Source organism: Caulobacter sp. GW821-FHT09A05, from assembly GCF_059418465.1.
This window is the reverse complement of sequence record NZ_JBWKPX010000005.1, coordinates 181303-194175: the sequence shown is the minus strand read 5'-3', so window position 1 is coordinate 194175 and position 12873 is coordinate 181303. Positions and strand designations below refer to the sequence as shown.

16 protein-coding genes are annotated in these 12873 nt (G+C 70.1%); 6 read left to right on the top strand and 10 right to left on the bottom strand.

Annotated features, from left to right (window positions below; genetic code table 11):
- Nucleotides 1–25: 25 nt before the first annotated feature.
- The 3 genes from AC07NX_RS06950 to AC07NX_RS06940 all read left to right on the top strand — a co-directional run bounded on the left by AC07NX_RS06950 (nucleotide 26) and on the right by AC07NX_RS06940 (nucleotide 4627).
- Nucleotides 26–1930 carry a methyl-accepting chemotaxis protein gene (locus AC07NX_RS06950; RefSeq protein ID WP_494640281.1) on the top strand — a complete coding sequence of 635 codons (1905 nt, stop codon included), beginning with the start codon at nucleotides 26–28 and terminating at the stop codon, nucleotides 1928–1930.
- A 101-nt stretch (nucleotides 1931–2031) separates the two neighbouring features.
- A complete protein-coding gene (locus AC07NX_RS06945) occupies nucleotides 2032–3651 on the top strand; it encodes a long-chain fatty acid--CoA ligase (RefSeq protein WP_494640280.1) in 1620 nt (539 codons plus the stop codon).
- Between the two features lie 79 nt (nucleotides 3652–3730).
- A complete protein-coding gene (locus AC07NX_RS06940; RefSeq protein ID WP_494640278.1) occupies nucleotides 3731–4627 on the top strand; it encodes a hypothetical protein in 897 nt (298 codons plus the stop codon).
- 47 nt (nucleotides 4628–4674) lie between these two features.
- On the opposite strand, the gene AC07NX_RS06935 is transcribed toward AC07NX_RS06940, so the two are convergent.
- Genes AC07NX_RS06935 through AC07NX_RS06915 form a run of 5 tightly spaced genes read right to left on the bottom strand, consistent with a single transcriptional unit; the run spans nucleotide 4675 to nucleotide 7066 of the window.
- A complete protein-coding gene (locus AC07NX_RS06935; protein WP_494640277.1) occupies nucleotides 4675–5151 on the bottom strand; it encodes a GNAT family N-acetyltransferase in 477 nt (158 codons plus the stop codon).
- Complete coding sequence (locus AC07NX_RS06930) at nucleotides 5148–5546, bottom strand: SRPBCC family protein (protein ID WP_494640276.1); 399 nt, start codon at nucleotides 5544–5546, stop codon at nucleotides 5148–5150. Before AC07NX_RS06930 ends, AC07NX_RS06935 begins: the two co-directional genes overlap by 4 nt.
- A 3-nt stretch (nucleotides 5547–5549) precedes the next feature.
- Nucleotides 5550–5990 (bottom strand): PaaI family thioesterase, encoded by a 441-nt coding sequence (locus AC07NX_RS06925; RefSeq protein ID WP_494640275.1) that lies wholly within the window; start codon nucleotides 5988–5990, stop codon nucleotides 5550–5552.
- A 10-nt stretch (nucleotides 5991–6000) separates the two neighbouring features.
- The gene (locus AC07NX_RS06920; protein WP_494640274.1) at nucleotides 6001–6636 is read right to left on the bottom strand and encodes a lysoplasmalogenase family protein; all 636 of its coding nucleotides are present in this window, start codon (nucleotides 6634–6636) and stop codon (nucleotides 6001–6003) included.
- Nucleotides 6629–7066: a YkvA family protein gene (locus AC07NX_RS06915; protein ID WP_494640273.1), complete on the bottom strand. Its 438-nt coding sequence runs from the start codon at nucleotides 7064–7066 to the stop codon at nucleotides 6629–6631. Before AC07NX_RS06915 ends, AC07NX_RS06920 begins: the two co-directional genes overlap by 8 nt.
- 54 nt (nucleotides 7067–7120) lie before the next feature.
- On the opposite strand from AC07NX_RS06915, the gene AC07NX_RS06910 reads away from it, so the two are divergent.
- Nucleotides 7121–7903, top strand: coding sequence for an SDR family NAD(P)-dependent oxidoreductase (locus AC07NX_RS06910; RefSeq protein WP_494640271.1), 783 nt, complete (start codon nucleotides 7121–7123; stop codon nucleotides 7901–7903).
- Between the two features lie 75 nt (nucleotides 7904–7978).
- Here the strand turns inward: AC07NX_RS06910 and AC07NX_RS06905 are convergent, their stop codons facing one another.
- The 3 genes from AC07NX_RS06905 to AC07NX_RS06895 form a co-directional block, all read right to left on the bottom strand.
- A complete protein-coding gene (locus tag AC07NX_RS06905; protein WP_494640463.1) occupies nucleotides 7979–8548 on the bottom strand; it encodes a CC0125/CC1285 family lipoprotein in 570 nt (189 codons plus the stop codon).
- A gap of 147 nt (nucleotides 8549–8695) precedes the next feature.
- Entirely contained in the window at nucleotides 8696–9331 is a 636-nt protein-coding gene (locus AC07NX_RS06900) for a LysE family translocator (RefSeq protein WP_494640270.1), read from the bottom strand.
- Between the two features lie 45 nt (nucleotides 9332–9376).
- Nucleotides 9377–9781, bottom strand: coding sequence for an MAPEG family protein (locus AC07NX_RS06895; protein ID WP_494640269.1), 405 nt, complete (start codon nucleotides 9779–9781; stop codon nucleotides 9377–9379).
- 165 nt (nucleotides 9782–9946) lie between these two features.
- Here AC07NX_RS06895 and AC07NX_RS06890 point away from each other — a divergent pair, with 165 nt between their 5' ends.
- Nucleotides 9947–10147, top strand: a complete 201-nt coding sequence (locus AC07NX_RS06890) for a KTSC domain-containing protein (protein ID WP_028038824.1) — start codon at nucleotides 9947–9949, stop codon at nucleotides 10145–10147.
- 65 nt (nucleotides 10148–10212) lie between these two features.
- A complete protein-coding gene (locus tag AC07NX_RS06885; RefSeq protein ID WP_494640268.1) occupies nucleotides 10213–11541 on the top strand; it encodes a PQQ-dependent sugar dehydrogenase in 1329 nt (442 codons plus the stop codon).
- Between the two features lie 65 nt (nucleotides 11542–11606).
- On the opposite strand, the gene AC07NX_RS06880 is transcribed toward AC07NX_RS06885, so the two are convergent.
- Both AC07NX_RS06880 and mtgA read right to left on the bottom strand, forming a co-directional pair.
- Entirely contained in the window at nucleotides 11607–12149 is a 543-nt protein-coding gene (locus AC07NX_RS06880) for a GNAT family N-acetyltransferase (RefSeq protein ID WP_494640266.1), read from the bottom strand.
- A gap of 10 nt (nucleotides 12150–12159) precedes the next feature.
- A complete protein-coding gene (gene mtgA / locus AC07NX_RS06875) occupies nucleotides 12160–12858 on the bottom strand; it encodes a monofunctional biosynthetic peptidoglycan transglycosylase (RefSeq protein WP_494640265.1) in 699 nt (232 codons plus the stop codon).
- Nucleotides 12859–12873: the final 15 nt, after the last annotated feature.

The following is a 12873-nucleotide window of genomic DNA, read 5'->3' as shown; positions in this document are numbered from 1 at the left end:
TCAAGAGTGGCGCGCGGGGCAAGCGATGCGGTTCCAGGACCTGAAGATTTCCACGAAGCTCGGGATCGCGTTCAGCGCGCTGATCCTGGCCTTCGCGGTCTCGTCGAGCGTGGTCTTCATCAGCCTGCAAAGCATCGACAAGGCCTCGACCTCCAGCCAGCGCAGCCTCGTCCTGGCCAGCCAGGCCGAGACGATGATGGGCCTGATCCTCGATCAGCAGAACGCCCTGCGCGGCTACGCCCTGACCGACGACTTGGCGTTCGCCGAGGTCTACCAGGACAACGCCGCCGAGTTCGACAAGGCGCTGGACGCCTTCGAGGCCAAGACCACCCAGGCCGCCCAGAAGGAACGCATCCAGAAGATACGGGCCGCGATGGCCGACTGGCGGCGCGACGTCGCCGAGCCGACCCTGGCGGCGATGAAGGACCCGGCGGGCAAGGCCCAGGCCGGCGCGCTGGTCGGCCAGAAGAGCCTGGACGACCTGCGCGCCCTGCAGCGCGAGCTGTCGAGCGCCGCCCTCGAGCGCGTGACCATCCGCGCCAAGGAGCAAAAGGGCGCCATGACGCTGGCGACGCAGTCGCTGGTGGTCGGCGGCCTGGTCGCCCTGGCCATCGCCGGGCTGATGGGCTGGGTGCTGTCGAGCACGATCGGCGCCCCGGTGTCGCGGATGACCGCCGTCATGCGCCGCCTGGCCTCGGGCGACAACGACGCCGAGATCCCGGCCATCGGCCGCAAGGACGAGGTCGGGCTGATGGCCGACGCCCTGCTCAGCTTCAAGGACGCCGCCATCGCCAAGGCGCGGCTTGAGGGCGAGACCGTCGAGCAGCGCCGCCTGACCGAGGCCGAGCGCGCCCAGCGCGAAGCCGAGAAGGCCGCCGAGGCCCAGGCGGACGCCGTGGCGTTCGGGGCCCTGGCCGAGGCGCTGGACCGCCTGGCCGACGGCGACCTGACCTACCGGATCAACGTCGACTTCGCCCCCAAGGCCGCCCAGCTGAAGTCCGACTTCAACACCGCCGCCGACCGCCTGCAGGCCGCCCTTCGCGGCATCAACGGGGCGACCAGCGGCATCCGCTCGGGCTCGGAGGAGATCGCCAGCGCCTCGGATGACCTGTCGCGCCGCACCGAGCAGCAGGCCGCCAGCCTGGAAGAGACCGCCGCCGCCCTCGACCAGATCACCGCCACCGTGCGCAAGACCGCCGCGGGCGCCAATGAGGTGTCCGGCCTGGTGGCCAACGCCCGGACCGGCGCCGAGAAATCCGGCCAGATCGTCAGCCAGGCGGTCAGCGCCATGACCGAGATCGAGACCTCGTCGCAGCAGGTGGCCCAGATCATCGGCGTGATCGACGAAATCGCCTTCCAGACCAACCTGCTGGCCCTGAACGCCGGCGTGGAAGCCGCCCGGGCCGGCGACGCGGGCCGAGGCTTCGCGGTCGTGGCCCAGGAAGTCCGGGCCCTGGCCCAGCGCTCGGCCGACGCCGCCAAGGAGATCAAGGGGCTGATCTCGACCTCGACCGCCCAGGTCGGGACCGGCGTCAGCCTGGTGGGGCAGACCGGCCAGGCCCTGCAGGCCATCGTCGACCAAGTCGCCTCGATCGACAGCCTGGTCCGCGAGATCGCCGCTTCGGCCCAGGAACAGGCCACCGGCCTGCACCAGGTCAACAGCGCCGTGAACCAGATGGACCAGGTCGTCCAGCAGAACGCCGCCATGGTCGAGGAAGCCACCGCCGCCACCCACTCGCTGAAGGGCGAGGCCGGCGAGCTGGCCGCCCTGGTCGGGCGCTTCAAGGTCGGCGGCGAGGCCTCGCGCCCGGTCGCCGCCACGCCCGCCTCGCGTCCCGTCGCCAGCCCGGCCCACGCGGCCCGGACCCGGATCGCCGCCGCGTTCAACGGCAATGCGGCGGTCGCCGTGGACGGCTGGGAAGAGTTCTAGGCCGCCCGCCGATCGGCTCGGCGAACGGACGTTCCGACAAGGCCTACCCTTCCCGCGACGACGCTCTAAGCTTGTCCCAAAACGACAAGGGAGGAGCGGCCATGATCCCGGGCCTGATGCAGACCACGCCGCTGCTGATCAGCGGCATCCTGCGCTACGCGGCCGCCGCCCACGGCGGGCGCGAGATCGTCTCCCGGCTGATCGACGAGCCGCTCTGGCGCTACGACCATGCCGGCCTGGCCCGGCGCGCGGCCCAGGCCGCCGGCGCCCTGGCGCGGCTGGGGGTGAAGTCCGGCGACCGGGTCACCTCCCTGGCCTGGAACACCCACCGGCACCTGGAGCTGTTCTACGCCGTGCCCGGCCTGGGCGCGGTGCTGCACACCGCCAATCCCCGGCTGTCGGACGAGCAGATCGTCTTCACGATCAACCACGCCGCCAGCGGCGTCCTGCTGTTCGACCGCAACTTCGCCGGCCTGGTCGCCCGCCTGGCCCCGCGGCTCACCACCGTGAAGACCTTCGTCATGCTGTCGGACGCCGCGCGGACCCACGACGCCGGGGTCGGGGCGACCTCGTACGAAACCTTGATCGCCGGCGAGGCCGAGGCCTTCGACTGGCCGCTGCTGGACGAGAACGCCGGAGCCTTCCTCTGCTACACCTCCGGCACGACGGGCGATCCCAAGGGCGTGCTCTATTCGCATCGCGCCGTTGTGCTGCACGCCATGGCCGGCGGCCTGGCCAGCGCCTTCGGCCTGACCGCCTTCGACGTGGTGATGCCGTGCTCCAGCCTCTACCACGCCACCGCCTGGGGCCTGCCGTTCACCGCCCCGATCTGCGGGAGCAAGCTGGTGCTGCCGGCCGACAGGATGGACGGGGCGTCATTGCATGAGCTGATCCAGGGCGAGGGCGTCACCTTCACCGGCGGGGTGCCGACGATCTGGACCATGTACCTGGCCTGGCTGGAGCAGACCGGTCAGCGGCCGGACAGCCTGAAACGGGTCGTGATCGGCGGCAGCGCCGTCCCGCGCGCCATGGCTGAGACCTTCAAGACGAAATACGGCGTCGACGTTCTGCAGATCTGGGGCATGACCGAGACCTGCCCGATCGGCGTGGTGGCGACGCCGACACCCTCGCTCGCGGCGCTGGGCGACGATGCGATGAACGAGGCGATCTGGACCCGCCAGGGCCGGCTGCAGTTCGGGATCGAGCTGCGGGTCGAGACCGAGGACGGCGCCGAGGCCCCGCGCGACGGCGAGACCTCGGGCGCCTTGAAGGTGCGCGGGCCGTGGGTGGTGCGGCGCTACTACCGCCAGGAGGCCGACGCCGCCCAGGCCGACGGCTGGTTCGACACCGGCGACATCGCCACCCTCGACGCGCACGGCTTCATGCGCATCACCGACCGCCAGAAGGACGTCATCAAGTCGGGCGGCGAATGGATCAGTTCGATCGACCTGGAGAACATCGCCGCCGGCTGTCCCGGCGTGAAGATCGCCGCCGTCGTCGGCGTGCCGCATCCCAAGTGGGAGGAACGGCCGCTGCTGGTGATCGAGGCTCACGAAGGCGCGTCGCTGGGCAAGGCCGAGGTGCTGGCCTATCTGGCCCCCCGAATCGTCAAGTGGTGGACCCCCGACGACGTGGTGTTCGCCGCGATCCCGCTGACGGCGACCGGCAAGATCGACAAGAAGGTGCTGCGGGAGGCGTGGCGCGGGCATCTGACGGGATGATCCGCGCCGGACCAGAGGCCAATTGCAGAGCTCGAAAATCTCTCCTAGGTTGCGATCGCCATCCTCGGAGTGCGCGTCGATGCTGTCGGTGTTTCGTCGTCCCAAGGCCTTGCTCGCGGTCGCCGTGCTCATGGCGGCGGCCTCGCCGGCCCTCGCCGGGCCCAAGGACTTCTCCAAGGAGATCGCCGAGGTCGGCCAGCTGGCGCGGCTGGACGGCCAGCCGGTCCTGGCCGGCGAATTTGAGTCGCCGCGAAATCCGCTGTTCGACTTCGCCGGCGTGGACAACGGCCGCGAGGGCCGCTCCCTGATCATGCAGCGGGCCTTGAACAGCTTCCGCGCCAAGGCCTTGGACGTCCTGGCGCCGAAGATGCTGGCCAATTGCCCCGTCGAGGCTACGGCCGCCGATCTCCAGGCCTTCTATCCCTATTGGCGCCGCCAGGTTGCGCTCGAACAGAAACGCCTGGCCGACCTGGACGTCGAAGACGTGGTCGAACCACCGGTCTCGCCGTTCAAGGGCATGACCCTGGCGCCGAGCGCGCCCCTGGCGGAACTGGCGCAGGTCGACCCCCAGACACCCGGCGCCGGAGCCCTGGCCGCCGAGGCCGTTCGGCGCTGGAAGACCTATCACTGCGTCCAGGCGACCTATGGCGGCGACGCCTTCTTCACCATCGCCGTCGATCGCGATGGCCTGAACTGGCCCGTGGGTCCGGTGCTGACCGGCAAACTCGCCGGCCATCGTTCCGTTCGCGTGCCTGACACCGGCGGTCTGGAGCCGATCACCGCCCTGGGACAGTTCTTTCGCGACGCGGAAAAGCGCGGTCTGCTGACCTTCGACAATCCGCAGTACCGCGCCTATTTCTTCGAGCGCTACGAGGGGCGAGACTACGACAAGATGAAGGAGCCGGCCCGCGCCAAGGCGTTCCTGGAACAGGCGCCATGGGCGGTCGACGGCTCCTACGCCATGGCCGGGCGCTAAAAGCATCGCGTGGAAGAGGAGCGCCAGTCTTCCGCAAAGACGGAAACCTACAGCCGCAACCGCCAGGTCTCGGAAATCAACCCCTCGCCGAACCCCTCGTAGGGCCAACTGTCCTCGAGCACGAAGCCGGCCCGTTCGTAGAGGCGGCGGGCGGGCAGCAGGTTGCTTTGGGTCCAGAGCACCACCTCGCGGTAGCCGACGAACCGGGCGAAGCTCACGCATTCCGCCACCAGCCTGTCGCCCACGCCCAGTCCGCGCGCCGAGGGCTCGACCAGCAGCAGACGCAGGCGGCCGACCGTGTCGCTCTCGCGGGCCAGCAGGATCGAACCGACCGGCCGGCCCTGATGCTCGGCGATCCAGCAGGCCTCGCGCGCCGGGTCGAAGGTCTTGATGAACTCGGCCACGACGCCGGCCACCAGCCCCTCGAACCGCGCGTCCCAGCCCTGTTCCTCCGCGTAGAGGACGCCATGCCGCTGGACGATCCAGCCATAGTCCCCCGGCCGGGGCCCGCGCAGGGTGATCATGACTCCAGCAGCGCCTTCAGCTTGGCCAGGTCCGCGGCGACCATGCCCTGGTCGCGTTCGAACCGGGCGTCGTCCAAGCCCGGGAGCCGGAACAGGGTCAGGGTGACCTCGGCCCCGTCGCCATTGGCCACCACGCGCAGGGGAATGCTGATCTCGGTCCCGTCCGGCAGGGTCACCCAATGGTCGAGAACGCCATGGGGATTGCGGGGCGAGAACCGCACCTGAACGTCGCCGTCCGGGCCATGGGCGATCCAGCGGTCGCCGTCGCGGGTCAGGGTTCCACCCAGGCCCGCGGCCCATTTGGGGAAGCTCTCGGGCCGGTGGGCGAAGTCGTAGACCTGGTCGGCCGGGCGGGCGATCGACACGCTGATCGGGCGGGCTTCGAACAGGGTCATGGCTCAGGCCTCCGTGGTCGTTCGGGCCAGGCTCATCTGGGCCAGGGTCATCTGGGCCACAATCATCTGGGTTTGCGTGACCACCGCCACAAGCTTGCCGCCCTCGCCCTCGATCCGGGTGGTCCAGACACTGGAGCGACCGCCCACGTGCTGTGGGGTCGAAACGGCCGTCACCGTGGTCCCGACCCGCGCGCCGCCGATGAAGTTGGTTTTGCTTTCCAGGGTGGTCGTGTGCATCCCGGCCGGCGTGCTCAGGAAGGCGCCGACCGCCCCGAGGCTGTCGGCCATCGCCATGACCGCCCCGCCGTGCAGCACACCGCCGGCGGTGCACAGGTCGGGGCGGACGACCAGCCGCCCCTCGACGCGGTCGGCCGCGGCGTGGGTGATCTCCAGCCCCATCAGGGCGGCGAAGGGCAGGACGGAGATGTCGAAGGCGCCGGACAAGGCCGTCTCCCTAACGCAGCATGCCCCAGGTGATCATCGCCTGGCCGCCGAAATACAGGAACCACACCGCCCAGGCCGTCAACCGGGGGGAGCCGGCCAGCTTGCGCCCCTTGAACAGGTCGAACGACAGCACGGCGTCGGAGGCCATGAAGGCCAGCGCCCCGACCGTGGCCGGCCAGCGCAGGCGCGGCAACAGCAGGCTGGTCGACACCATCGCCACGATGGCCAGCACGTAGAGGACGACGGCGGGCTTCAGCGCGCCCAGCGACCGCCACAGCCGCGCCAGCAGCGCCGCCGCGGCCAGCACCACCAGCGGCGCGACGCCCCAGAACGCCACGCCCGCCGCCGGCCCGCGCTCGCGCCAGAACAGCAGCCCATAGACCACATGGCCGGCCAGGAAGGCGGCCAGGCCGAACGGCAGCCAGCGCTTGGGATCGCCGGCCAGGAAGGCGTCGCCGACCGCGCAAAGGGCCAGGGCGATCGCCAGCGACGACCCGCCGCCCTCCAGATAGGCCAGCACCGCCAAGGCCCCGACCGCCGCCGTCTTGACCGCGGTTCGCGGGAACGACGGCGACCGCTGGACCAGCGCGAGGCCGTACAGCGCCGCGCAGAGCCCGGCCGCGCCCCACAGCCAGACGTCAGTCATCCGCGCCCAGCTTGGCGAGGAAGGTCTTGGCCTCGTCCTTGTGGCGGGGCTTCAGGTTCTTGCCGACGATGGCGATCAGGGCCGCGATGACGGCGGCGTCGTCGGTGAAGCCGATGGCGGGCAGCACGTCGGGGATCGCGTCGGTCGGCAGCACGAAATAGGCCAGGGCCGCCAGCATCATGCCCTTGGCGGCCGTCGGGGTGGTCGGATCCTTGGCGCACCACCACAGCGACAGGGCGTCGGCCGCGAACGGGACCCTGGAGGCCACCCTTCGGATCTTCGGCCAGAAGCCGCGCGCCACGCGCTGCTCGTTGACCTTCACCGTCGCCGGCACGAGGGCCTTTTTCGGATCCAGCACCTCGCGGGCGTTGGCTTCAGGGTCGACGCCGTCAGGCTTGACGTCGGGGGATGGTTTGGCGTCGGCGTTCATCGGGTTAAACCGCTCCTCAAGATCCAATTAAACGCAGGCTCTGAGGAAACGTCCATGAAACTCGATAGCACCGTCGCCGCCGTCGTCACCGGGGGCGCCTCGGGCCTCGGCGAGGCCACCGCCCGCGCCCTGGCCGCCCAGGGCGTCAAGGTCGCCATCTTCGACATGAACGAGGCCAAGGGCGAAGCGGTCGCCCGGGAGATCGGCGGGGTGTTCTGCAAGGTCAACGTGACCTCCGACGAGGAGGTCGACGCCGGCTTCGCCAAGGCCCGCGCCGCCCACGGCCAGGAGCGGGTGCTGGTCAACTGCGCCGGCACGGGCAACGCCATCAAGACCGCCAGCCGCGACAAGGCCACCGGCGAGGCCCGGCACTTCCCGCTCGACGCCTTCAACATGATCATCCAGATCAACCTGGTCGGCACCTTCCGCTGCATCGCCAAGTCCGCCAAGGGCATGCTGGATCTCGAGCCGCTGGAAGACGGCGAGCGCGGCGCGATCGTCAACACCGCCAGCGTGGCGGGCGAGGACGGCCAGGTCGGCCAGGCCGCCTATTCGGCGTCGAAGGGCGGCGTCATCGGCATGACCCTGCCGATCGCCCGCGACCTGATGAACGACGGCGTTCGCGTCAACACCATCCTGCCGGGCATCTTCAACACCCCGTTGATGAACGGCGCCCCCGAGAACGTAAAGGCGGCCCTCGCCGCCTCGGTCCCGTTCCCCAAGCGCCTGGGCAATCCCGAGGAATACGCCCAGCTGGCGCTGACCATGATCACCTGCGGCTATTTCAACGGCGAGGACGTGCGCCTGGACGGCGGCATCCGCATGGCCCCGCGATAAGGCCCTCCCAAACGGAAACCGCCGCGACCGGCCTTTCGGCGGGTCGCGGCGGCCCTGTCTCTCAACCCGCAGGCGCTACTTCGGCGCCGGACGCTGGATGGTCGGGGCCAGGTTGGCCATGATCTCGCGCGCGTCGTAGGCCCGGGGGTCGCCGGCGGGCTTGGCGCCGCGGTGCATCACGATCTCGGCGCTGGCCTCGAACTTCTCGATCGTGCGGACCTCGGTGCGATCGAAGAAGGGGTCGCCCCAGTAGGGATCCCAGGCGCGCCAGCCGCCGTAGCGGGGGCCGTAATAGCGCCACGCCGGACGCCAGTAGCCGTAGCCGCCGCCGTAATAGCCGAACGGCCGGCCGAAGGGGTCGCCGTCGATCACGGTGCGGGCGTCGCGGTCGGTCCGGCGATCGGCCGTCTCGAACCAGTCATAGCCCTGCTGGGTGGTCAGCTCGGCGGCCCGATACAGCAGATACCGCTCGACGGTCTCGCGCGAGGTGAGGCTGTTGCCGGCGAAGGTCACGCGATAGCGGTCGCCTTCGAGGCGCTGTTCGGAGAAGCCGCCGGTGGCTTGCTGGCCGCGGATGTTCGGCTGGTAGGGGGTGGCGGTGGCGCAGGCCGTCAGGAGGGCGGCGAGCGCCACGGCCGCGACCATGCCGGCCTTGCCGCCTATGGTCTTGCGATTAATCATGGCGCATTCCTTCACTCGGAATCTTGGCGAAAAGACTCGTTTCGTCCCATCAGCCTAATGCATGGCCCAGCTTTGTGGTTTCGCCAAGGCGATTGCGTTTCAGCGATGAGATCAGCCACGCGCGACGATCAGTCCCGCGGCGGTGATCAGCAGCGCCCCGACCACGATCGCGAAGCCCTTGCGGAAGCCGGGTTCGGTCATTCGCGACGACAGCGCCGCGCCGCCCAGGCCGTAGCTGCTCATGCTGATCAGGTCCATGCCGATGGTGGCCGCCGCGAACATCAGAAGTTGTGGCGCCAGCGGCCGCTGGACGTCGATGAACGGCGGCAGGACGGCGGTGAAGAACAGCAGGATCTTGGGGTTGGCGATCTGCACGGCGAAGCCGTCGCGGAACGCCGATCGGCCCATGCGGAACGACCGATGCGCCTGGGCCTCCTCGCCCCGGTCCTTCAGGCCCGACCAGATCGACTTGAGGCCCAGCCAGACCAGATAGGCCGCGCCGGCCAGGGCCAGCAGGTGGAAGGCCTTCGGAAAGGCGACGATCAGGGCGCCCAGCCCCAGGGCCGAGCAGGCGAACCACACCAGGGTGGCGGTGTTCATGCCGACCACGCCCAGCAGGGCCGCGCCCCTGCCCTTCTGCATGCCGGTGGCGATCGCGAACAGGTTGGCCGGCCCCGGGGTGATGGCCATGACGAACATCGTCACCAGGAAGGCGCTGTAGCGGGCGGGATCGACGGGCAGGATCATGGCGCGATCTCATAGCCAAGCCTCGTCCGCCGGGCCAGCCCGACCCTAGGCCCCGACGGTCACGAGCACCCAGATGACGCGCCCCAAGGCGCCGAACAGCAGGATCGCCGTCGCCAGGGCCTGGATGAGGAAGCCGACCTCCCGCTTGCTGGGATCGGCTACGTAGCCCAGAGCGTAGACGATCCGCCCGACGATCCAGACCACGCCGAGGATCGTGGCGACCAGGTCGCTCCAGTAGATCGCGAACAGCCACAGCGACGGCAGGAACAGCGGCAGCCATTCCAGGGTGTTGGCCTGCACGCGGATGTGGCGTTCGAGGACGGGATCACCGGTCATGGCCGGCGCGTGGATGCCGCACTCGCGCCGGGCGCGGCCGATGCGGAAGGCCATCCAGACATAGACCAGCAGCGCGGCGATCGTGACGATCGCGACCCAGGAATGCGGTTGCATGCGCGTGTTTCTCCCCCGGCTCGCTTGAAGCGGAGCCTCTGGTCCGGGACTAGACTCCAGTTCGCTCGGGATTGCATCCGAAACAGGCGCCCGACAGCCCCGGGGAACCGCCCTCCGCGGCACGCGCTTTTCTGTCAGACGACCCCCATGCGGAGATCTTGAGCCATGCGTGTCGACTCCACGGCGATCCGGCGAATCGACTACGAGCCCGAGCACGGCAAGCTGTTCGTCACCTTCATCGACGGCGACGAATACGTCTATGTCGGGGTGCCGCCCCGGGTGACCGAGGCCTTCGAGCGGGCGCCGTCGAAGGGCCGGTTCTTCCAGCGGATGATCCGCGACCGATACCCCTACAATCGGGTCTGACGCCCCTTCCCTTTCGCCCCGATGCAACGCTAGATCGTCGTCTCTGATCGGGTGGGAACGACGACATGGTGCGGGCGGGAATCGCCATCGGCGTGGGCTTGGCCCTGGGCCTGTTCGCGAGCGCCGCCCCCGTCCCGTCGGACGCCGCGCCGCGCGTCGCCTACAGGATCGAGGGAACCTGCGACGGCTGGCCCCGGCTGGCGATCGAGACCCAAACGGGACTGTGCGCCGGCCTGGTGGTCGGTCCCGCCCCCGGGGCCTTCGCCGGCCGCCAGTTGCGCCTGCCCCGCACCCTGGTCCAGCTGGACGCGCGGACCTGGCTGGTGGCCGACCTGGCCGACTGGACCCGCCCGCGCGGCGTGATCTGGAAGATGACCGCCGCGCCGGGCCAGCCCGTGCAGCTGCAGCCCTTGCTGACCGGCCTGTCCCTGCCCCACGGCCTGGCGATCGGCCCCGACGGCCTGGCCTATGTCGGCGAGATGAGCCGGATCTTCCGCTTCGACCCGCGCGCCACCGACCCCGCCGCCACGGTCCAGGACGTGATCACCGGCCTGCCCGACAACAGGCTGCATGACAATCGCCACCCGCTGTCGCAGTTCGTGTTCGCCGCCGACGGCGCCCTGCTGGTCAATGTCGGCGCGCCCTCGGACCAGTGCCTGGACGCCAACGGCGCGCGGGTCGGGACCGACCGTTGCGACCAGTCCGAGGGCGAGGAGGCCACGGCCGGCATCCGCCGCTACGCCCGCCTCGCGCCGGGCCGCTGGGACAGCCGGTTCACGATGCTGGCCCGCGGGCTGCGCAACTCCGTCGCCCTGGCCGTCCATCCGTCGGGAACGGTGCTGCAGGCCGAGAACAGCTACGACTTCGACGACCGCTGGAGCCCGTTCGAGGAGGTCAACCGCATCGAGGCCGGTCGCCACTATGGCTGGCCCTACTGTCAGGACATGGCCACGCCGACGACGGGCTGGGCCGGGGCCATGGACTGCGCCTCGACCGCCCACACACCGCCGGCCGCCCTGCTGCCGCCCCATGTCGCCCCTCTCTCGATGACCTGGTACCAGGGCGCGATGTTCCCCGGGCTCAGGGGCAAGCTGCTGATGAGCTGGCACGGCTACCGCTCGACCGGCGGCCGGCTGGTCGCCTTCGCGGTCGACGCCCAGGGCGTCCCGCTGACCCGGGCCAAGGCGACCTATCCGACCTATCCCAGCGGATCGCGGCCGTTCGGCGCCGGTCCCGCCGCCCAGGCCCAGGTGCTGACACCGGGCTGGGGCCGGGTGGAGGGCGTGCGGCCTCAGGGGACGCCGGTCGGGATCACCGTCGCCGACGACGGCGCCCTCTGGGTCGCCGACGACAAGAACGCCAGCATCATCCGCTTCGCCGTCGACAGGCCCTAGCCGGAACCGGAACCCACGCGGCCCCGGAGGCCGCATTGAAGGGATGAGTTGTTGAAAGGGCGGGCCTACGCTCGCCGCGCCTTCCACTCCTCCGCCGTCTGCCCCCACAGTTGCACCTCGACCTCGTGATAGGGCTCGGGCAGGCGGCCGATCTCCAGGAAGCGCGAGCCGATCCGCTGGGCCACCTTGATCGAGGCCAGGTTGGCCGGGTCGATGCAGTGGACCAGCCGCGTCCAGCCCAGGTGGTCGACGGCCCAGTCCATGGTCGCCGTCGCCGCCTCGACCGCATAGCCCTTGCCATGGGCGCGGGGATGCAGACTCCAGCCCACCTCGGTCCCCGGCCAGCCTTCGGGGCGCCATGGCCCGATCCGGCCGACCCACTGGCCGGTGTCCTTCTCGATCAGCGAGAACATGCCAAAGCCGTTCAGCGCCCAGGAGCCGGCCATGGCGGCCATCATCCGCCAGGCCTGTGACCGGCTCATCTGGCCGCCGATGTAGCGGGCCGCCTCGGCGTCGGCCATCAGCTCGGCCCAGCCGTCCAGGTCCTCGGCGGCCGGCGGGCGCAGGATCAGCCGGGCGGTTTCCAGGGTCGGGCCGGGCGCGATCATCGGGACTCCCCTAGGCCACGCAGGCCGCCAGACCGTCCCGGCGCACCGCGCCCGAGGCCTTGCCGATCCGGCTGGAGCGCTTCTTGACGTAGCGGCCCGGATTGACCGCCTTCCACTTCAGCGGGCTGGGCAGGATCGCCGCCAGCCGCGCCGCCTGAAGGGGGGTCAGCTTGTCGGCGCCCACCTTGAAATAGGTCCGCGACGCGGCCTCCGCGCCATAGATGCCCGGGCCGTATTCGATGGAGTTCAGATAGACCTCCATGATCCGCTTCTTGCCCCAGATCGTCTCGATCAGCACCGTGAAATAGGCCTCCAACCCCTTGCGGACATAGGAGCGGCCTGGCCACAGGAAGACGTTCTTGGCGGTCTGCTGGCTGATGGTCGAGCCGCCGCGGATCTTCTTGCCCTTCTCGTTGTTCTCATAGGCCTTCTGCAGGGCGTCGAAATCGAAGCCGTGGTGGTCGCAGAACCGGGCGTCCTCGGCGGCGATCAGGGCGCGCGGCAGGGCCGGCGAGACCTCGTCGATCGGCCGCCAGTGGTGGTTCCAGCCCTTGCCCTCGGCCAGGCGGATGACCATCAGCGGCGTCGCCGGCGGCGGCACGAAGCGATAGACGATCACCGTCAGGATCGGTCCGGCGACCAGCAGGATGAACAGCGCCACCAGGATGTTCCGCACCAGCACCTTCACCGATCGTCCCTCGTCTTTCACCGCTTGCCTTGACCT